22 protein-coding genes are annotated in these 18,763 nt (G+C 36.9%); 14 read left to right on the top strand and 8 right to left on the bottom strand.

Annotation, left to right across the window (positions count from 1 at the left end; genetic code table 11):
* Window positions 1–5: 5 nt before the first annotated feature.
* The 8 genes from AC4IFO_RS09980 to AC4IFO_RS09945 form a co-directional block, all read right to left on the bottom strand.
* Entirely contained in the window at window positions 6–437 is a 432-nt protein-coding gene (locus AC4IFO_RS09980; protein WP_490733956.1) for a winged helix-turn-helix domain-containing protein, read from the bottom strand.
* A 321-nt stretch (window positions 438–758) separates the two neighbouring features.
* Complete coding sequence (locus AC4IFO_RS09975; protein ID WP_490733954.1) at window positions 759–1,202, bottom strand: hypothetical protein; 444 nt, start codon at window positions 1,200–1,202, stop codon at window positions 759–761.
* Window positions 1,183–1,845: a hypothetical protein gene (locus AC4IFO_RS09970; protein WP_490733952.1), complete on the bottom strand. Its 663-nt coding sequence runs from the start codon at window positions 1,843–1,845 to the stop codon at window positions 1,183–1,185. The genes AC4IFO_RS09975 and AC4IFO_RS09970 overlap by 20 nt, the downstream gene beginning before the upstream one ends.
* Window positions 1,823–2,314, bottom strand: a complete 492-nt coding sequence (locus AC4IFO_RS09965) for a hypothetical protein (protein ID WP_490733950.1) — start codon at window positions 2,312–2,314, stop codon at window positions 1,823–1,825. The genes AC4IFO_RS09970 and AC4IFO_RS09965 overlap by 23 nt, the downstream gene beginning before the upstream one ends.
* Window positions 2,298–3,047, bottom strand: a complete 750-nt coding sequence (gene sctJ, locus AC4IFO_RS09960; protein WP_490733948.1) for a type III secretion system inner membrane ring lipoprotein SctJ — start codon at window positions 3,045–3,047, stop codon at window positions 2,298–2,300. The genes AC4IFO_RS09965 and sctJ overlap by 17 nt, the downstream gene beginning before the upstream one ends.
* A gap of 3 nt (window positions 3,048–3,050) precedes the next feature.
* Window positions 3,051–3,347, bottom strand: a complete 297-nt coding sequence (gene sctI, locus AC4IFO_RS09955; protein WP_490733946.1) for a type III secretion system inner rod subunit SctI — start codon at window positions 3,345–3,347, stop codon at window positions 3,051–3,053.
* A 51-nt stretch (window positions 3,348–3,398) separates the two neighbouring features.
* Window positions 3,399–3,731, bottom strand: a complete 333-nt coding sequence (locus tag AC4IFO_RS09950) for an EscF/YscF/HrpA family type III secretion system needle major subunit (protein ID WP_490733944.1) — start codon at window positions 3,729–3,731, stop codon at window positions 3,399–3,401.
* Window positions 3,732–3,755: 24 nt separating this feature from the next.
* Entirely contained in the window at window positions 3,756–4,925 is a 1,170-nt protein-coding gene (locus AC4IFO_RS09945; RefSeq protein WP_490733942.1) for a PrgH/EprH family type III secretion apparatus protein, read from the bottom strand.
* A gap of 196 nt (window positions 4,926–5,121) precedes the next feature.
* On the opposite strand from AC4IFO_RS09945, the gene AC4IFO_RS09940 reads away from it, so the two are divergent.
* The 14 genes from AC4IFO_RS09940 (at window position 5,122) to sicA (ending at window position 18,763) form a co-directional block, all read left to right on the top strand.
* The gene (locus AC4IFO_RS09940) at window positions 5,122–5,901 is read left to right on the top strand and encodes a helix-turn-helix domain-containing protein (RefSeq protein ID WP_490733940.1); all 780 of its coding nucleotides are present in this window, start codon (window positions 5,122–5,124) and stop codon (window positions 5,899–5,901) included.
* The gene (sctC, locus tag AC4IFO_RS09935) at window positions 5,891–7,588 is read left to right on the top strand and encodes a type III secretion system outer membrane ring subunit SctC (RefSeq protein WP_490733938.1); all 1,698 of its coding nucleotides are present in this window, start codon (window positions 5,891–5,893) and stop codon (window positions 7,586–7,588) included. The genes AC4IFO_RS09940 and sctC overlap by 11 nt, the downstream gene beginning before the upstream one ends.
* Window positions 7,579–8,676 carry a type III secretion system gatekeeper subunit SctW gene (gene sctW, locus AC4IFO_RS09930; protein WP_490733936.1) on the top strand — a complete coding sequence of 366 codons (1,098 nt, stop codon included), beginning with the start codon at window positions 7,579–7,581 and terminating at the stop codon, window positions 8,674–8,676. The genes sctC and sctW overlap by 10 nt, the downstream gene beginning before the upstream one ends.
* Window positions 8,677–8,691: 15 nt before the next feature.
* The gene (locus AC4IFO_RS09925; protein ID WP_490733934.1) at window positions 8,692–10,758 is read left to right on the top strand and encodes an EscV/YscV/HrcV family type III secretion system export apparatus protein; all 2,067 of its coding nucleotides are present in this window, start codon (window positions 8,692–8,694) and stop codon (window positions 10,756–10,758) included.
* 14 nt (window positions 10,759–10,772) lie between these two features.
* A complete protein-coding gene (locus AC4IFO_RS09920) occupies window positions 10,773–11,180 on the top strand; it encodes an InvB/SpaK family type III secretion system chaperone (protein WP_490733932.1) in 408 nt (135 codons plus the stop codon).
* Window positions 11,181–11,183: 3 nt separating this feature from the next.
* Entirely contained in the window at window positions 11,184–12,476 is a 1,293-nt protein-coding gene (gene sctN, locus AC4IFO_RS09915; protein ID WP_490734102.1) for a type III secretion system ATPase SctN, read from the top strand.
* Window positions 12,473–12,925, top strand: a complete 453-nt coding sequence (locus AC4IFO_RS09910; RefSeq protein ID WP_490733930.1) for a hypothetical protein — start codon at window positions 12,473–12,475, stop codon at window positions 12,923–12,925. The genes sctN and AC4IFO_RS09910 overlap by 4 nt, the downstream gene beginning before the upstream one ends.
* Window positions 12,903–14,324 carry a SpaN/EivJ family type III secretion system needle length determinant gene (locus AC4IFO_RS09905; protein ID WP_490733928.1) on the top strand — a complete coding sequence of 474 codons (1,422 nt, stop codon included), beginning with the start codon at window positions 12,903–12,905 and terminating at the stop codon, window positions 14,322–14,324. The genes AC4IFO_RS09910 and AC4IFO_RS09905 overlap by 23 nt, the downstream gene beginning before the upstream one ends.
* A gap of 2 nt (window positions 14,325–14,326) precedes the next feature.
* On the top strand, window positions 14,327–15,256 hold the full coding sequence (locus AC4IFO_RS09900; protein WP_490733926.1) for a FliM/FliN family flagellar motor switch protein: 930 nt from the start codon (window positions 14,327–14,329) through the stop codon (window positions 15,254–15,256).
* Between the two features lies 1 nt (window position 15,257).
* On the top strand, window positions 15,258–15,923 hold the full coding sequence (locus AC4IFO_RS09895; RefSeq protein WP_490733924.1) for an EscR/YscR/HrcR family type III secretion system export apparatus protein: 666 nt from the start codon (window positions 15,258–15,260) through the stop codon (window positions 15,921–15,923).
* Window positions 15,924–15,937: 14 nt separating this feature from the next.
* Window positions 15,938–16,207: a type III secretion system export apparatus subunit SctS gene (gene sctS / locus AC4IFO_RS09890; RefSeq protein WP_219245301.1), complete on the top strand. Its 270-nt coding sequence runs from the start codon at window positions 15,938–15,940 to the stop codon at window positions 16,205–16,207.
* Window positions 16,207–17,001, top strand: a complete 795-nt coding sequence (sctT, locus tag AC4IFO_RS09885) for a type III secretion system export apparatus subunit SctT (RefSeq protein ID WP_490733922.1) — start codon at window positions 16,207–16,209, stop codon at window positions 16,999–17,001. The genes sctS and sctT overlap by 1 nt, the downstream gene beginning before the upstream one ends.
* 24 nt (window positions 17,002–17,025) lie before the next feature.
* Window positions 17,026–18,099 carry an EscU/YscU/HrcU family type III secretion system export apparatus switch protein gene (locus AC4IFO_RS09880; protein ID WP_490733920.1) on the top strand — a complete coding sequence of 358 codons (1,074 nt, stop codon included), beginning with the start codon at window positions 17,026–17,028 and terminating at the stop codon, window positions 18,097–18,099.
* 145 nt (window positions 18,100–18,244) lie between these two features.
* Entirely contained in the window at window positions 18,245–18,763 is a 519-nt protein-coding gene (gene sicA, locus AC4IFO_RS09875) for a type III secretion system translocator chaperone SicA (protein WP_490733918.1), read from the top strand.

Below are 18,763 nucleotides of genomic sequence, written 5' to 3'. Positions count from 1 at the left end.
TGATTTTATTGGAATGAACGGACAAAAACTTTTTGGAAAAAACATCGAATGTAAGAATAAACATTTTTTCTATCTTGATGATTTTTCGATAAAACTGGCATTTCAAATTTCTCTCCAGTATAGAGAATACCAATTCTTGGTAGCGTCATGATGAGGTTCTCATCTAATTCCACTTTTTTGAAAGATTGACGTAACTGTCTCACCAGTTTGTAGTAACTACTTTCAGTCACAATGGTTCCTCTCTTTTCCCAGATTTCGTACATGACCTCTCTTTTATTACTTGTTTTTACTAGTAATAATTTTAACAGGCAAGACTCATTTTCTGTAAGACTGATGGATTTCTTTCCTTTGGAAAGGGTTCTTTTTAATGGGTTATAAACAACCTCTTCGGATAACAAAATCATGGGCTCTATTTCCATGTATTCCATACTACTCATATATTTTCCTATAAAAGATAACTGGGTAAGAAATTAGTCATATCCTAACTTCCACTAAAATATGCTTCAATATAAAAAAACAGGGCTCACTAATAAATGAAAAAAATTAAGTCGTTTTTTTATAATAGCTCTAAATTTATTGTTAGGATAAATTTAACTCATATTGCCTGGATATATATATCAAAAAAATATACATAATTTTTATTTTTTAGAGGGAGAATAGAGAGGAAATATAAAAGAGGTAAATAATTATCAAAGATTGTATGAACTTTACCTCTATAGAAATGCATCTAATATTGATGGTGGTTATCATTTTTAAACTTAATCATCATCGTCGCCATCTATATTAAAGCTAGATATATTTTTGTTTAGTTGCTCAGTAAACGGTTGATTCATTAAATTTATCGCCATATAACGCTTTAACCCTTTTGTGAATTTATCATAGAGTGATGGTGTTCCATCATTCGGTAGCGATTTGAGCATTTGCGCCGTGCCAGCAATAAAATTCTCTTTTTCATTTTTTTTAAGCCGAGTGAGAGTACTGAAAATAGCAGAAAAAAACTCTTTATCTGTTTCTTTTGACTGTAATTTTTCAATAAATTTATCTATTTTTTCTTGTGTCTTAGGTGGGATATCCACTACCTGTTTTGTTGTATTTGATGCTAAAGGTGTAGTGCCTTTTGTGATAATACTTATTTTATCGAGGGGGTGACTAATTGGCACGATAGAGCTTGTTGGTATGGGCCTATTGGGGAGTATCGTCATTATTCTCTTTCTCTGCATTTATTCTTTCAATCAGTTTCTGGTAGGCCACTTTTTGTTCATCCAATATCTGGCAACGAACTGGGATGGAGAAAATCTGTGGTAATGTATTTTTAGTCGCAATTGAAGGCGAGAAATAGCAAATTTGGTTATTAGTTTCTAACGCAATTGATTCATAATCAGCATGGATCAATATCGTAATGTTTTGTTTTATATCATTTAAATTTGCATGTGTCTGCGCTGGCAAATGTAAGGTTGTTTTTGATGCTATTTCGGGGGACTGAGCAAAGTAATGCGCAATAATTTCTTTCAAACGGTCATCATTAAACAGCGACATCAATAGGTTTTCGAGCCTGACTTGGCTTTGATTTACCTGTTCTTGAAAGGCAATTATGCTGTGTTCTAACCCTGCAATAAAGTCATGTAAAAGCTGTTTTAAGCCATCATTGTACCCTTGTTGATAGGCCGCTTTTTGTAATATAGCTTCATTTTCTTGAGCATGTTGATAAAGTCTATTAGACTTTTTTTTGGCGTATTGTATGATGCTTTTTTCATATTTTGATGCATTCAATACCTGCTTTTTAATTAGCACTTTTTCCTGTGCTGTTGCCATTATTTGTTTCTTAGTTTCTATTTCTGCTGACATGATGACATGCCTCCTCGATAATGTTCCAGGGTAATGCCCCGTCGAAATATGTAGGAATAAGTTGTTGTGTGTTTTGGCTGAACATATATTTTGCGCGTGAAACATAAATATTGCCGAAAGGGGTAAGGCAAGCTAAAAGCTGTGCTGCACCAAAGGCAGACAGTGCCTGTGGGATATTTTCCTTAGGTAACATATCGTTATTGAATGGTTTTCTTTGCCATAAATGACCGAGTGTTATTGCAATCGTAGGGAATGCTTCCCAATTATTTGATAATAAACTGGGTAATATTCGGGTATTTTCATTCGGCATCTTTAATGCATATTTTTCAATCAAATTTTGATTGTGTTGCTGCTGCAATTTTGCGGGTAATTGATGATAAATGGGGAGATTAAATTCATCATGAAAGTAATTCCCCGGTGCTAAAAAAATATTTTTTTGGTCAATAAGAAGCTTATTTAGTAATAACATCTAAATTATTCTCAGCGATTTCATCAGATTGTTTTTTATTTGATTGCCGTTTCAGGATAAAAGCTAATAAGCTAAAGAGAAAAACAATCACGACAAAAATAGTCCCTATTAATATAGGCTGAAAACTACTCTCTGATGTCGATTTTAATTGGTATTGAAGTGGTGGACGATTAATAACAACAACCGAGACATTATCGTAAGTTGTTTCTGAAAAACTACTATTTAAAAATAGTTTTATTTTGCTCATCATCATTTTGGGGTCTTCATTTCCCGAGTAAGTCACTAGACTGGAGACTTTTTGTATTGGCTTTGCCGTACCATTGCCATTTAATGGGTAACTAACATGCACCCTTGCATTGACTACGTCGGGAATGGATAACAAGGATTGTTCTAAACGTTGCTCAATTAAAGATAACAAACGGGTTCGCTCCGCTTGTGGTGAGGCAACGAGTGAATCACCTGGAAATGCCTGAATAATCTCAACAGGGTCTTTCGAGGGGAGGTTATATTTTTGCAGTAAATCAACGGCAATGACAAAATTATCACTTGAGACACGGATGGTATCCCCGCTTTTATTATCATGCTTACGGGTCGCATCTACGCCGTGTGCCTGTAATATTGCAAGAACTTCATTACTTTGTCTTTGGCTTAAGTTACTGAGCAATAATTGATTATCACAGCCTAATAACAAACCAACAAAACCGACTAATAATATTTTTTTTAAAATGTTCATAAGTTATTGGGCTTTTAAGACGACATCAATGGCCGAAACACTTTTATGAGTAAGCGTGCTGATTGTGCTCATCGCAAGGTTATAATTACCGACTTGGTTTTGAATTTTAAGTAACTCCGCGGGGTTGCTGACATCAATATTATTCGCCTTATTGATTAAGTCCGCTTTTTCACTTCCAACAGCCACAGTATATTCGGCAAATAATTGCTTCACTTTGTCTTCAAATGAGCTCATAGGTACTGCTGTTGTGATGTCATTGTCAATTTGGAAAACAGTTGAAGATGTAATTGGGTTAATCATAAAAATATCCTGTAAAATAGAGCACCCATTTATAGGGTGCTTATTTATGTATTAAACGTTACGAATAATGGCTTGGGCAGCGTCTTTAATTGATTTCATGACGTTACTTTGTAATTGACGAGCCATATTATAATTTCCACTCAGTGTGGTAATTTGGCCAAGTACTAATGGGTTATCAACTTCAACATTTGGGTTATCCAATGTATCTTTTAATTTATCTGCAATGACTTTTGTTCGTGCGCTTAACCCTGCTGATGCACGATACATCATCCCCCATTTACTATCTGCACTTCCGCTTGCTTCAAAGGCAGAGCCATCCCATTCACCCGTGCTAATTGTTGCATTATTTGAGTCAGTTGTTGTACCCATACCAATTGTTGCCATGATATTATCCTCATTGTTTACTGATTAAAGTGTTTTTGGATTAAATGTCCAATGGTTATTACCTAATAAAATATAACCACCTTCGTTTGTGATAAAAGATTGACCTGCTAGTTCATTATTGGCTAATGATATTGAGAACTGAATTTGTCGCTCTCCCCATTGCTGATTAAATGAATTAACGAAGTTAATTAATGAGATAGTTTGCTTATCGTTTAAACTATCTTTAATAATAAATATGGATTTATTATTTTTATTGATTTTATGCCATTTGACGTGGCTTTCTGTTAATCCTAGCTCGGCATTTTTTAGTAATTCACCGATATTGATAGTATGTGTAGTATAGTTTTTATAGCAACTAAAGTTACTGGAAAATATCTTGTTAAAAAGATCATTGTTTTTTACTGTTTGCTGATTAGATAATGACTTAATCACTGGGTGACAGGGGTCAGTAATATCAACTTTTAATAAATTAGATATTTCATTTGAAATTTTATTTTCTATCTCATTTTCTAATTGTCGGCGGATCTTGATGGAAAAATTGTTGCGAAATTTTGTCTTTAACAATTGTTGCATAGCCCAATCATAATCACGTTGAGATTGTACTAATATAAGAGCAGTATTTTTATCATCTTTGGTCACTACAATTTTTTGTGTGCTGCTTATTAGCATTTTTTCAATAGATTTTAATTGGGCATCTTTTTTTAATTCAGAATTATTCGGAAAAAAGAAAGAACCAACAAGAATGCACGCGAATAATGATAGACCTGCAAAGAATTTATAGTTGTATGGCGATTTATTAAATTTATTATGATTTTTTTCTGTTTTAATAGGTTGGTGTTGCTCCTCTTTAGACATTAGCGACGTATTCCAAGGCGTATCAATTTCTTTAAGCATAAATGGAAATAGCTCTTTTAAAACAATTTCTTGTAGATTAATTAAGATGATCTCACTTTGGTTTTTTTTGTGTAGGTCGATGGCAATTTGGCCTTCATGGGAAATAATAGAGAAAGTAAAAGCGTCTTGATGGCTAGGTATTGAATACCCAGTAAAACCCTCATCCGTTACGTTAGTCTTATATGTATCTTCCTCACCAATAACAATCAAATTAGCATTTAAATTAATTATTATTTCATGGTCATGCATTTCACCATTCATGATTTTCATCACGTAAGTCTGATTATGGATATCTGTCACGTATATAATCTCTTTAAAAATAAGTTGAGTGTATTAAACAGAATAAAAAAAGCACTGTCAGCTGAATTAGTCTTATTCCTTATGACTAGGGAATCATTTTTTTAAGTGCAAAGTATTCCTTTTTATTCCATTGAGTTTGTTGGGCATATATTTCAAGCTATTTTTTGAAAAAATACATAGATAGGGCTTATATATCATGACAAAGAAAGATATTGCTGCGCTGTTAGAAAATAGAAACTTCTGTTTTTCTTTGCAGGATAAGTTAGTTTTGGCAATTCCAGGTGATAGCGCAACGGCGTTTTTTTATAAATCGCCATATTCAAATTTAAATATTTCATTTGAGCAATCATCTATATTTATTGCCAATGATGACGTGTTAGAGAGTAATGAAAACCCATACTGGGAGCTCTATTCAATCGCATTGTCAGAGTTGATTGAGATTCTTGCGGTGATTGATACAGCGATGGGGCAGTCATTTCTTTCAAAGAAGGAAATTTACAGCTTAAATGAACAAATCACACAAGAATTTATTTCATTGGATGAAGAGCTTTCTACCAGTGTCTCAATGAGAAATATTGTTATCGATTTGGTTATAAGAATACACCCGTTATTTAACTGTTGGTGCAATGTATTACGTAAATATGAAGCCTACGGAATGATGCGTTTTATTTTGGAAGCTGCACAGAGTGATAAGAATGCCAATATCAATCAGCTTTGTGCCCGTTATGGTGTATCAGCCTCTTATTTTAGACAACTTTATCGAGAAAACTTTAATAAAACAGCAAAGCGTAAAATTATGAGCGTTCGTATGGCGAATGCAATTTTACAGTTAATTGAGAGTGAAAGTTCCATTTTAGATGTTGGGTTAGAAGCGGGTTATTGCTCAGCCTCACATTTCACCAATGATATCAAAAAAGAACTGGGGTTAACGCCTTCAGAAATAAGACATCTTGGAGCAAATTTATATGAGCAGTAAAAGAAAAGGGGCAATATTACTAACACTCCTTTTACTGAATTCTAATGTTTACGCGGCTCAGTCTGAAATATTTATTGCAGAGCCTGTGGCACAAGAAAGAAACCATGAAACCTTTGTCGCAAACAATATTGCAGTGGGTAAGGTTTTTGAAGCAGTAGCAGAACAGTTAAATAAACCCATTATTTTAAGTAAGTTAGCGGCTCAGAAAAAAGTCACAGGTAATTTTAACCTGGCGAATGCGGATGAAATGTTTAAAGCCCTGACACGGCGTATTGCGCTAGTGTGGTATGACGATGGCGCCAGTATTTATGTTTATGATAATAGTGAAATGCGCAGCGTCATTGTGCCAACGCATCGAGTGAGCAGCGGACAAGTGCTGAGCTATATTCAGCGCAATGGGATTTATGATGAACGATTTCCAGTGCGTTCTCAAGGTGCTGATAACTTATTATTTGTTTCGGGGCCACCGCTGTATGTCGAGCTTATCAAAGCCGCCACGCTGTACCTCGAAAAGCAGTTAAAGCAAGAAGAGTCAACCAGCAGTGAGGTGGCTGTTATTTCATTGAAACATGCCTCTGTTACTGACCGTACATATTCATCCCGTGGTCAGAGCACAACAGTGCCAGGCATGCTGACTGTTATTAGTACATTGTTTAAAGATAGCGGCAATACCGTAGAGGAAACCGTTAATATTCAGCCTGCAAAACTTAATGTATCAGGGGATTCAATTGATGAATTGATGGATGCGCCGATAGGCGAAGAAAAGCAGGAAAAAAAGCAGGTTATTGTTAATCGTTCATCGGGTAAAAATGCACTTTCACTAGTGGCGCATCCTGACAGTAATAGCTTAATTGTTAAGGGTAGCCAAGAACAAATTAACTATGTAAAACAGCTAGTTCGTACACTGGATGTGCGCCGTCGCCAAGTTGAGCTTTCATTGTGGATTATCGATATTACCCGTTCTGAGTTAGATAACTTAGGTGTGAGTTGGGAAGTGGGGACATTTAAAGCGGGTCGAGGGGCAATTGCCTTTAACCGTAGTACACTGTCGAATAGCCAAGAGTTTTTACTGCAAATTGATGCACTTAGCAAAAAAGGCAATGGGCATATCGTATCCCGCCCTGTCTTACTGACACAAGAAAATATCCCCGCGTTGTTTGATAACAACACCAGTTTTTACGCCAAATTACAAGGTGAGCGGATTGCGACGTTGGAGCAGGTCACTTACGGCACCATGATCAGCGTCATGCCACGTATTTCAGCGGGCCATCAAGTTGAAATGGAAGTCAATATTGAAGATGGTGCGCAAAGTCATGGTAGTGATGGCAAGGCTTCCAGCGTTGAAGGGTTACCATCTATTAATCGTACCAGTATTAATACGGTTGCACGAATTGCGAAAGACAGCAGTTTACTGATAGGTGGCTATACTCGCGAACAATACATTGAAAATGAAAGTAAAATTCCTGGATTAGGTGATATTCCTTGGATTGGCGGATTATTTAGTAGCACTTCAGTTAACCAGCAGAAAATGGTACGCCTATTCCTTATTCAGCCGCGTTTATTGGATGAAAATGAAGCGTGGGATGGCCGCCAATTCTCAGAAAAAACGCGTATTACTCAGCGTGATAGCCAGTTGCACGGCACGGTACAGTTTTTACAGCAATATATGAGTGAATCATGGCAATAACGCCAATGAATTACAGCAACCGGTTTTTATCCAACACTCAGGATAAAAGCCGTGCATCATCAAAGAGCAATAGTGATGATGGCGACGAGGTTGCCCGTGGTTTAGGGGTTATTGATAGCAGCAGTGAATACGCGTCAATGGCTATGTTGGCCGCGAGTCATGTGCGCCGAGGGAGCTCTCGAAAGGCACCTGAAGAGGAATGGACACGTTTTTCTGAACGCATTTTAGACAATGATGCCGATGAGAAAGTGATGAAAATCGAGGGGTTGCTAAATAAGCAGCTTATGACACCGCAGCAATTACGTGCATTATTGTTGCAGTTTTTCCCTGATCCCAGTGATTTATTAATGGCGCTTGCAACATTAATTCATCGCAGAAAGCTAAAGCAGGAACAAATTGATAACCTTGAGACACTGAATGAGCATCTTTTAAATGATGAAAATGCGCGAAAAGCTCAAGCTGGGGCGAATGTCGCGTTATTAGCTAAGGCATTTGCTGAAAAACTAAAACAAAGTGCTGGGAACTTGAGAGCCGTTTATCGTGAGTTTATTAGCTATGACGGCCCAGTCGTTTATTTATATGAGCAGTGGGTTGAAGAATTAGAGTTTCAAGAACGTGAAAACATGATGCGTTATTTAGCGCGTGCATTAGCGTGTGATTTGCAGGCATTACCGTTAGGGGATATCAATGTTAGTGAATTTGGTAATTTTTTTATTCGGGTTGGGCGGCTAAGGGAATTACAGTCGCTTGACTCTATCTTTAGCCAGCAATTTTTTCTATCAACATGTTTTCAAAACAGCACTGACATAAATAAGCCGATATTGGAAAAATCACTGAGCCAAGTTTTTACTAGCGGGATCCGTGGGCAAACAATATTTGAAGAAAAATTAATTGATTTTATTAATAAAGAACTCCGTATTGCTCATACCGAAATACGTGCTCAATTTTTTCAGTTATTACTGTTGGCATTCTCAATGATCCCTATCGCTGTTTTTCCATCTTTGGAAGATAGAGATGAATTATTGTCATTTTTAAAAATACAGATGAACGACATTGTGGCTAAAGAACAACAGCAAAGAAATAAATAGGAAATTTATCATTCTATGAAAAATATCACAGGGTTTTTATTACAGATCCGACAGCGACCTGAATTAATGGTGTTAGTGATCATGGTGATGGTTATCGCTATGTTAATTATTCCATTACCAACAGTTTTGGTCGATTTATTAATAGGTCTGAATATTATGATTTCAGTCCTTATTTTTATGAGCTCTTTTTATATTACTCGAGTACTGAATTTTCAATCGTTTCCATCCATCCTATTAATCAGTACATTGTTTAGATTGGCCTTATCAATTAGTACAAGCCGTTTAATTCTATTAGAAGCCGATGCCGGCGATATTATTGCCACGTTTGGCGAGTTCGTTATTCAAGATAACCTCGTTGTGGGGATGGTCGTGTTTGCCATTGTGACAATTGTGCAATTCATTGTTATCACAAAAGGTTCTGAGCGTATTGCGGAAGTGGCTGCGCGGTTTTCTCTTGATGCAATGCCGGGCAAACAAATGAGTATTGATGCTGATTTACGTGCGGGTGTGATTGATGAAGCTACCGTGAAAGAAAAGCGGGGAGACCTCGAAAAAGAGAGCCAGTTATTTGGTTCCTTTGATGGCGCCATGAAGTTTATCAAAGGTGATGCCATTGCGGGTATTGTGATCATTTTTGTTAACTTAATCGGTGGCATCTCTGTCGGTACTGCACAACAAGGTATGGATGTTTCGACAGCGCTAAATACGTTTTCGCTGTTAACGATAGGCGATGGTTTAGTTGCTCAAATTCCTGCATTACTGATTTCGATTAGTGCGGGCTTCATTGTGACGCGTGTCGGGGGAAATGATAAAAATTTGGGTGAAAATATTGTTTCTGAATTATTTGCTAATGATTTTACGATATTAATTACCGCTTTGATTGTACTTTTTATGGGGTTTTTACCCGGGTTTCCAACGACGATTTTTCTATTTCTTTCCGCATTGCTGATTGGGCTTTTTGCCGTACGTTACTATAAAAAGCGTAAGACAATGACCACTGAAAAACAACAAGAAATAGAAAGCGTCACATCAGAAGCGACAGAGGGGGAAACACAACGCGTTAACCAAGATTTTATTGACGAATATATCCCAGAGACACTTCCCATTATTATTTCAGTGAATCAAGTATATAAAGAACATTTGGAAGAAAATAATTTTCTATCTCGTATGAAGAAAGATGTTTTTATTCGTTATGGCTATCGAATCCCTGATATTGCAATAAATTACTCACCGATCATTGAAGAAAACAAAATAGTCATATTAATTAATGAAATAAAGGCAGGGGAATATGACATTTGCTTTTATGGGCACCGGTTATTGTCAAATACAGATGAATTGAAATACCTTGGCATTGATTTAACTGAGTATGCGGATGAGTATGGCTCAAAAAATATTTGGTTTGATAATAAAGACAAAGAAAATATTGAGCAGCTAGGGTTGTATTCTCGCGATGATGTTTCAGAAATGATTGATTGTGTTAGCACACTTTTGCTGCGCCATATTAATGAATTTTTTGGTATTCAAGAAACCAAAAATTTACTTGATGACCTAGATAGTAAATATCCTGAATTACTCAAAGAGTGTTATCGCCATGCCACTGTGCAGAAAGTCACAGAAGTTTTCCAACGTTTATTGATGGAAAAAATTTCAGTGCGAAATATGAAATTAATTATTGAAATTTTAGTGCAGTGGGTGCCGAAAGAAAAAGACAGTTTGATGCTTGTTGAGCACATTCGCAGTGGGATGGCGAGGTATATCTCATCAAGATTTGCAGTAGATGGGCGCCTCAATGTTTTAATGATTAATTCAGAGTTTGAAGACACTATTCGCCAAGGTATTCGTCAATCATCGGGTGGTGTGTATTTACACCTTGAGCCAGAAGCAAGTAATGCCTTAATTCAATCCGCGGAGCTGGCGTTAGAGAACAGTTATTTATCAATCAGGGACATCAATGTGCTCGTTCCTGTTGATATCCGCCGTTTTGTAAAAAAAATATTAGAAGGACGTTTCCCTGAGCTAGAGGTTCTCTCTTTTAATGAGATTTCAGACACAATAAAAGTCAATGTAATTAAAACCATTTAAATAAGGAATATAATATGAAATACCGTTTTATCGAAGTGCTAAACGAATACTTAAGTGTCATGGGGCGCAATGATTTAATTAATAGCCAACTGGATTGCCATTCAAATATTCAGTTAGAAATGAATGATTCGCCTGCAATTAATATTGACCTCTCTTCGGATGATATCATTATTTGGTGTAATTTATTGCCATGCAATTATAGCCTTCTCGATTCCGTGAGTGCTTTATTATTAAAATCCATTATTGAATATCCGCCACGTAATTTTCAACCAGGTCAACCCGCGTTGAACCTTGTTGAGGATGAATTGATTTTATCTGCGGTATTGAAACCAGCTTCATTGAATGAAATGTCACTATTTTCAGATAGCTTTGAAGAATTTTTTGAACGCGCAATTGAATTACGCCAATTATTATCCGCTTAAATGATGAAATTTTTCGATATGTGCGCACATCCTGTGCGCATTAATGGGAGCCTGATTGAAGCGCCATTGCAGGGTGTTTTTATTGGTGAAATCTGCTTTATCGAGCAGTCGATTTCGAATACTCACATTATTGCAAAAGCGCAGGTTGTGGGCTTTAAAGAAGGGCTCGCTGTGCTGAGTTTGATTGGTCGTATTCAAGGATTAACCCGTGAAGTGGTTATCAGGCCTAGTGGCTATCCTTTTGTTTTTCCTGTTGGTGGGCACCTTGCGGGCAAAATTTTTGATGCAGCTGGGGAAGAGGTGGGGCGGCTAACTGAAGATGAAAATGAGGTTACGCACATTGATAACCGATTACAACGTATTGATAATCCACCTGTTAGTGTCACTAAAAGGCAACCAATAGATCAACCCCTGTTTACAGGTGTTCGAGCGATTGATGGGTTGTTAACCTGTGGTCAAGGGCAGCGTATTGGTATTTTTGCCGCTGCGGGAAGCGGGAAAACGTCTCTGATGAATATGATCATTAATCAAGCCGAGGCAGATATCCATGTCGTGGCGCTAATCGGTGAGCGTGGCCGTGAAGTTATTGAATTTATTGAGGAGTTGAAAGCTTCACCTCAGGCTGAGCATACAATTTTAGTGTATGCCACGTCAGATAGCCCGCCAGTTGAACGGTGTAATGCGGCATTATTGGCAACGACGATTGCGGAATATTACCGTGATGAAGGGAAAAACGTTCTGCTCTATGTGGATTCAATGACGCGTTATGCAAGGGCCTTACGTGATGTGGCATTGGCGACAGGGGAACTACCTGCAAGGCGGGGTTATCCTGCTTCTGTATTTGAACAATTACCTCTGTTACTCGAGCGCCCAGGGCGCCTCAAGAATGGGTCAATCACCGCTTTTTATACTGTGTTATTAGAAAGTGAAGATGAAGCTGATCCGATAGGTGATGAGATACGTTCTATTTTGGATGGTCATATTTACCTTAGCCAGAAATTGGCAGGTCGCGGTCATTATCCTGCCATTGATGTTTTAAACAGTATTAGCCGTGTGTTTTCTAAAGTCACGCAACCTGCGCATCAACAATCGGCGGCTCGGGTTCGTGAGATGTTAGGCAGGCTTGAACAACTCCAGTTGTATCTTGACCTCGGTGAATACCAGCGTGGGGAAAATACAGATAACGATGAAGCATTAAACAAACAAGCCGCAATTGAGCTTTTTTTAAGACAGGGTATGACGGAGAGCCAATCTATTGAAATATTGATAAATGACTTAAATCAGTTGGCGTCATGAGTGTCAAAAATTTATTGCAATTAGTTGAACGTCGCTTAGACAAAACACGCTATGAACAGGGGCAACTTAATTCGCAAATTAGTGCGCTACAAAGTGCTTCTCAAGATATGAGAGATCGTATCCTGATTTTATCTGAGCAGGTCGCTTTATATGAAAAATCCCAAGAGCTAAGCCCGATTGCTTTTTGGGAACGCCAAAGACTGAAAGCGGCAGTACTCGGTGATATCGCCCAGTTTGAATATGAAATTGACGCCATGTCGACCCAAATAGAGAAATATCAACTCTTGGCTAAGCAAATGGCAATGCAGGCACGAGTGTTACACAGTAAGTGTGAAAAATTCCAAAAATATCTTAAACAGCAATCGATCACTCGGCGTTTAAAATTAGAGCAGCAACAGCATACTGAAATAGAGGAGCTCTTCGTTCATGTCCGCAATAAAATCACCTAAGAGTGAAATAGTTATAAATTCTTCCGATATAGGGATAATAAAACCCTCGGATGAAACAATATTGGGTTATGCCCTAATAAATAAAAAGGAAGATAAAAATAATAGCTTACAAATGATGGCTAAAAAAATAATCACGGGTTTGAGCAAAAATAAAATGCCATCAAGTGTATCACAGAATATTTCTATTCAGCCAAGTGAAATTGAAACAGGTATTACACCAAAAGAAACCCTGAGAAATAATTGTCTACAGGAAAGTATTCTTTATCCAAATAAGGAAATTAATGACTCAGTTATAAGACCGAATTTTTTTGTATCACCTAATAGTCAGGACACAAACTTTATTGATTTGAATAATGTGAATTTATTTTTTTCTAATATAAAAGATACCTCTGATAATATTCAGTTATCTAAAGGGAATGAGCCAGTTTTTCTCCAAAATGAGGTTGTTGAGATAAATGATATTCAAACAACTTATGATGATACACCGGCAGGTGAAAAAGTAACCGCGCAACATGAGTTTGATGATGGGTTTCCATTGGTGAATTTCAACGGGGGAATGGTGATCCCATTACGCGATAACACTTTGCCAGCAAAACCATTATTAAGCCTCAACCAGACGGCAACTATGTCTGAAAATACGCCGCTAAGTTTTGGCATGATTGATGGTCAACATCTTGATAGTACAAAGTTATCCTATATGGAAACTCGTAATTACCATACGGTAAATATCGCGTTGAATAGCCATCAAGAAACTGTGTTTAATCATGTTCAATCTGAGCTGCATCATCTGACAAATAACCCTCGTGAAACAGTGAATATAGATTCTGGTCATGGCAAAGAAAATGTCTTGCTTGATGGCGACACTTCCTATTTTTCGGATAAAAAAGCATTTAATGAACAACTGCCATTGAGCCAAATATTGGCTGATTTTGGACAAGATGTGACGAAAAATGAGAAAAAAGCATCTGTTTTACAAGAGATGGCAGATATTGAAGACGTTAATATCATTCAGAATCGCTCACCACAACTTGATGTGGTTGGTGAAGTGTATCGGGAAGCTCAGACTACGCCATTACGAGGTGGAATAACTTACCCTCAGAGTATGAATCAAACGGTTGAGCATAACGCGGTTTTTAACTCAACACTTACAAATGAATATGAGCCAAGAACATTAACTTACACGTTCCACCAATGGAAAAATGCACCATCCGTCACATTTGAACTGGCGACTAAAACTGAATTAATTGCGGTCACTCAGAATCGAGAGGTGCAAGAAACCTTAAAAGAAAATAAGCACTTACTAAATAGTGAACACGATGTTTATTTTCGACAAGAACAGCATCAAGAACGTGGGCAACATCACCAGCAGCAGGAACATAATCAACAAGAAGAAGATTAAGTATGTTGAAAATAAGGCGAATTAGCCAACGTGAAACACAACTAAAAGCTTGGGAGAAGCAATACCAAGCAACTGCAATTCTTAATAAAGATAATGTCGAAAAGCGTTATTTTAATGTGTGTTTAAAAAACGATAACCAGCAAATTCAAATAAAGATTGATGTGCATGGTTGGTGCCAACACCGTTGGCCTCATTTAGCGCATTATGCTTGGGAAGCGGTAGATGATCAAAGCGTGTGTGAAATATTTGAATTTGAAAACCACAATAAATCTTTTTTTACCACTCAGCTTTATTGCCATTCAGTGGATATTGTTAATCACAATAAGATTGAAAGGTTTGGCTTATCTGTATTCGAAAATCAACTTGGCACGGTATTGATAGATGCGCCATTTGAAGGGCTACCCACTCGAAATATTGCACATTATTCCTATGACAATCTATTACTTTCTATGGATTGGGTTTTAGGGCACAGCATTATCAGCGCGTCGCTATTAAGTTCTTTAGCGTTAGGTGATGTGCTGTGCATCCAACAATTAACCTTGAACATGAAAATTGCTGGGCAATTATTCGCACGCTTTCAAAAACAAGAAGAGGGACTATTTATGATTGAAGAACTGATTTCAACAGAAAATGACGAAAATAATATTCAATCTACAGAAGATTACCAAAATGAAATGGTACGCCCATTTAATATTAACGAAATGACTATTCAACTGAGCTTTGTGTTAGGAAGTACGGATATTAAAGTTAACGAGTTGAGTAATATACAGTTGGGCTCTGTTTTTTCAATTGGTGAAAATAAAGAGCGAGAAGTGAAAGTCTATGCTAATAAACAGTTAATTGCGGAAGGTGAATTAACTTATATTGGGGATGGCGATGAATTAGGTTTGGAAATTACTCGCATTATTAGCCTTGGTGATAAAAGAGTTTAATATGCCAACTGTTCCACAAGAAATTCCATTATTAGCAATAATTGCATTTTCCACATTACTTCCTTTTGTGATTGCAGCAGGAACCTGCTATTTAAAAATATCCATTGTATTAGTTATGGTACGTAATGCGATGGGAGTACAACAAATGCCTTCAACGATGGTATTAAATGCCATTGCTTTATTGTTATCTATTTTCGTCATGATGCCAGTTTTGCAAGATGTGAATAATTATATGCGTCAAGAAAGTGTAGATTTTAGCAATATAGACTCTATTGATCATTTTGTGGATGACGGGTTAGGGCGTTATAAAACTTACTTACAGAAATACTCAGACCCACAGTTAGTCACTTTTTTTGAGTCCATTCAGCAAGGGCGTAGTGAGGAAGAAATTAGTGCGGATGGCACGGTGCCAACACTTTTTTCATTATTACCCGCCTATGCACTCAGTGAGATTAAGTCTGCTTTTCAAATTGGTTTTTATATTTATTTGCCCTTCGTTGTTATCGACTTAGTGATCTCCAGTATTTTGCTTGCACTTGGGATGATGATGATGAGCCCCGTTACAATATCAGTACCCGTAAAACTGATCCTCTTTGTGGCAATTGATGGCTGGACGCTGATTTCTAAAGGGCTTGTGATGCAATATTTTGAATTAGCACAACATTGACGTGAGGTAATAAGATGGATGAGATTGTCTATGCCAGTAATAAAGCGATGTTATTGATTGTTATTTTATCGGCTATCCCTGTCATTGTTGCTACGGTTGTTGGGTTATTAGTGGGACTAATTCAAACCGTCACGCAGCTCCAAGAACAGACTTTACCTTTTGGTGTGAAGTTATTAGCGGTATTTGGTTCTTTATTTATGATCTCTGGTTGGCTAGCCGATAAAGTGATGAATTACGCTATTGAGGTAATTACAACTGCCATTCCCGCGGTGGGGCTATTTTAATGAGCCAGGAGTTTATTTCGCTGGCGTCATATTTATTTTTTCTCTTTCAACAGGGACTGATTAAATTAGCACTAGCGTGGTTACGAATTGCCCCTGTGATGTTTTTTTTGCCTTTTTTAAGTAACAAGTTACTGAATAGCGGGATAATAAAAAACTGTGTGGTCGTGTATTTGGCTTTAGGTTTATGGCCATTTTTTTCCACTGCAGAAGTTCAGTGGGAACGCATTGGATTAGTTGAAATTTTTCTTTATGAAATCACTATTGGCTTAGTGCTTGCCTTCATACTGGGTTTACCTTTTATGATAGCGAATATCATCGGGGAGTTAATCGATACTCAACGAGGGGAAACCATTAGTAGCATTGTCGACCCTGCAAGTGGCGCAGAAGCATCGGAACTTGCTGTTTTCTTGAGTTATATCGTGTGTATGGTTTTTTTGGCCCAAGGTGGTATGTACCAACTCTCAACGATTTTTGCACAAAGCTATCATTTATTACCTTTGGGGCAGGGGTTTTCTTCATTTAATAGCTTATCCCTAGGTGAATGGGTAAATAATATGGTTGTAAAAGGTGTTATTTTAGCTGCACCCATCATTGTGACATTGTTTATTACTGAAGTCGCTTTAGGGCTATATTCTCGATTTTGCCCACAATTAAATGCGTTTTCATTATCTTTAGCAATAAAGTCGACGATTGCATTTATTGTATTTTTACTTTATTTCCAGAATGAAGTGCCTGACATTTTGGTCAATATGATTTCATTGTCACCACTATCACGAGTGTTCCTCTCAACGTAATAAATTTTAATATAGGGGAAAGCGATGGCAGAGAAAACAGAAAAACCAACCGACAAAAAAATAAAAGATTCAGCAAAAAAAGGGCAGAGCTATAAAAGTAAAGATTCGGTAGCGGCTATTGTGCTTATTGTGAGTGCTTTTGTTTTTGATGGGATAACAAATTTAAATGATTTGGCTATATTAACGAAAAAAATATTAATTTCACCAACGAATATTCATATAGACACGCTATTGTGGGAGTTTTTTTCTATTTTCATCCGTGTGCTATTGCCTATTTTATTAGCCTGCTTTTTAGCAGGAACATTGGTTTCTTTATTACAAAGTCGATTTAGGTTAGCTACTGAAGCAGTAAAAATTGATGTTACGAAACTTAACCCAATTGCGGGGTTTAAAAAAATATTTTCGCTTAATTCACTAAAGGAATTAGTGAAAGCATTTTTATATTTACTTGTTTTTGCAATATCCGCAGGTATATTTTTTTACCTCTGGCGGCACGAGATTTTTATGCTTTATCGTACAGCACTCGATGGCATGATCAGACAATGGGCGAGTCTATCAACGACGTTTATTATCGTTTTTTTAGCCGTTGCATTATTGATAATAGTCATCGATATGGCCACTGAATTTTTCTTGTTTATTAAAAACTTGAAGATGGAAAAACAAGAGGTTAAAAAAGAGTATAAGGATAACGAAGGGGACCCTCACATTAAAAGTGCACGTCGAGGCTTGCATCAAGAGCTTTTATCTGAAGAGGTGAAATCAAATGTGCGTAACTCAACGTTTGTGATGGCCAATCCAACCCATATTGCATTATTAATCTATTATGACCCTGATATTGCACCACTTCCTTTTTTATTTTCTAAAAGCCGTGGGCTACAAGCAAAAGCCATTATTAAATATGCAGAAAAGCAGGGTGTTCCTGTTGTTAGAGATATTCCATTAGCAAGAAAAATATGGCGATCTTATAAAAAAGACCGGTTTATTGATGAAACCGGATTAGAAGAAATAATGAATATTGTTTCGTGGCTAATTCGCGTTGAACTTATTCGCATGGGAGTAGACGTTGATAGTTTGCTTGAAGAAGAAATTGATAAATAGACGACTAATTTATAAAGCCAGATGAATAATAAATATAATTCAATAAATAAAATCGTTTTTTTAAAGCGAAGGTTTTTTTGATTAATTATGATGAAAAAAGTTTATTTTTTCATCATATATTAAATTTTAACGTAAAGGTAAATATATGAATAATACGCAGCACTTAGAGGGGCAAAATGTCGATATGGAAGCATTGCTCGGAAATATTACGACTGCTCTGATGGAAGGTTCGACTTATAAAGATATTCATGGGATCCCACAAAGCACAATGGATGGCATTTATTCCTATGCTTATGAATTTTATCAGCAGGGTAAATTAAAAGAGGCAGAAACCTTTTTTCGTTTTTTAAGTATCTATGATTTTTATAACACAGATTATGTCATGGGATTGGCGGCAGTATATCAATTGACTAAGCGTTATGAAAAAGCGACGGAATTATATGCCTTGGCGTTTGTGCTAGCTAAAGATGATTATCGACCTTTATTCCATGCGGGGCAGTGTAATTTAATGATGAAAAAAGCCAGTGCAGCGCTTCATTGTTTTGAGAGTGTTTTAGAAAGCAGTGCTGACGCGGATTTACAGAAAAAATCACAGGCTTATCTTACGGCGTTAAAAAATAATGTCGAAAAAACGGTTTCTGAACCGAGTAATGATAAAGCTTAA

The sequence above is a fragment of the Providencia sp. UF-224 genome (genome assembly GCF_058245955.1).
The sequence above is the reverse complement of the archived record's forward strand: the minus strand, read 5'-3'. Positions and strand labels throughout refer to the sequence as shown.

Bases quoted from the DNA above. Each gene is read 5' to 3' on its own strand.
- AC4IFO_RS09905 (WP_490733928.1), top strand. From the start codon at position 12,903: ATGTCCGCAATAAAATCACCTAAGAGTGAAATAGTTATAAATTCTTCC.
- AC4IFO_RS09910 (WP_490733930.1), top strand. From the start codon at position 12,473: ATGAGTGTCAAAAATTTATTGCAATTAGTTGAACGTCGCTTAGACAAA.
- sctW (WP_490733936.1), top strand. From the start codon at position 7,579: ATGGCAATAACGCCAATGAATTACAGCAACCGGTTTTTATCCAACACT.
- sctT (WP_490733922.1), top strand. From the start codon at position 16,207: ATGAGCCAGGAGTTTATTTCGCTGGCGTCATATTTATTTTTTCTCTTT.
- AC4IFO_RS09975 (WP_490733954.1), bottom strand. From the start codon at position 1,202: ATGACGATACTCCCCAATAGGCCCATACCAACAAGCTCTATCGTGCCA.
- sctC (WP_490733938.1), top strand. From the start codon at position 5,891: ATGAGCAGTAAAAGAAAAGGGGCAATATTACTAACACTCCTTTTACTG.
- sctJ (WP_490733948.1), bottom strand. From the start codon at position 3,047: ATGAACATTTTAAAAAAAATATTATTAGTCGGTTTTGTTGGTTTGTTA.
- AC4IFO_RS09920 (WP_490733932.1), top strand. From the start codon at position 10,773: ATGAAATACCGTTTTATCGAAGTGCTAAACGAATACTTAAGTGTCATG.
- AC4IFO_RS09880 (WP_490733920.1), top strand. From the start codon at position 17,026: ATGGCAGAGAAAACAGAAAAACCAACCGACAAAAAAATAAAAGATTCA.
- AC4IFO_RS09925 (WP_490733934.1), top strand. From the start codon at position 8,692: ATGAAAAATATCACAGGGTTTTTATTACAGATCCGACAGCGACCTGAA.
- AC4IFO_RS09970 (WP_490733952.1), bottom strand. From the start codon at position 1,845: ATGTCAGCAGAAATAGAAACTAAGAAACAAATAATGGCAACAGCACAG.
- sctN (WP_490734102.1), top strand. From the start codon at position 11,184: ATGAAATTTTTCGATATGTGCGCACATCCTGTGCGCATTAATGGGAGC.
- AC4IFO_RS09940 (WP_490733940.1), top strand. From the start codon at position 5,122: ATGACAAAGAAAGATATTGCTGCGCTGTTAGAAAATAGAAACTTCTGT.
- AC4IFO_RS09950 (WP_490733944.1), bottom strand. From the start codon at position 3,731: ATGGCAACAATTGGTATGGGTACAACAACTGACTCAAATAATGCAACA.
- AC4IFO_RS09980 (WP_490733956.1), bottom strand. From the start codon at position 437: ATGAGTAGTATGGAATACATGGAAATAGAGCCCATGATTTTGTTATCC.
- sctS (WP_219245301.1), top strand. From the start codon at position 15,938: ATGGATGAGATTGTCTATGCCAGTAATAAAGCGATGTTATTGATTGTT.
- sicA (WP_490733918.1), top strand. From the start codon at position 18,245: ATGAATAATACGCAGCACTTAGAGGGGCAAAATGTCGATATGGAAGCA.
- AC4IFO_RS09965 (WP_490733950.1), bottom strand. From the start codon at position 2,314: ATGTTATTACTAAATAAGCTTCTTATTGACCAAAAAAATATTTTTTTA.
- AC4IFO_RS09895 (WP_490733924.1), top strand. From the start codon at position 15,258: ATGCCAACTGTTCCACAAGAAATTCCATTATTAGCAATAATTGCATTT.
- sctI (WP_490733946.1), bottom strand. From the start codon at position 3,347: ATGATTAACCCAATTACATCTTCAACTGTTTTCCAAATTGACAATGAC.
- AC4IFO_RS09900 (WP_490733926.1), top strand. From the start codon at position 14,327: ATGTTGAAAATAAGGCGAATTAGCCAACGTGAAACACAACTAAAAGCT.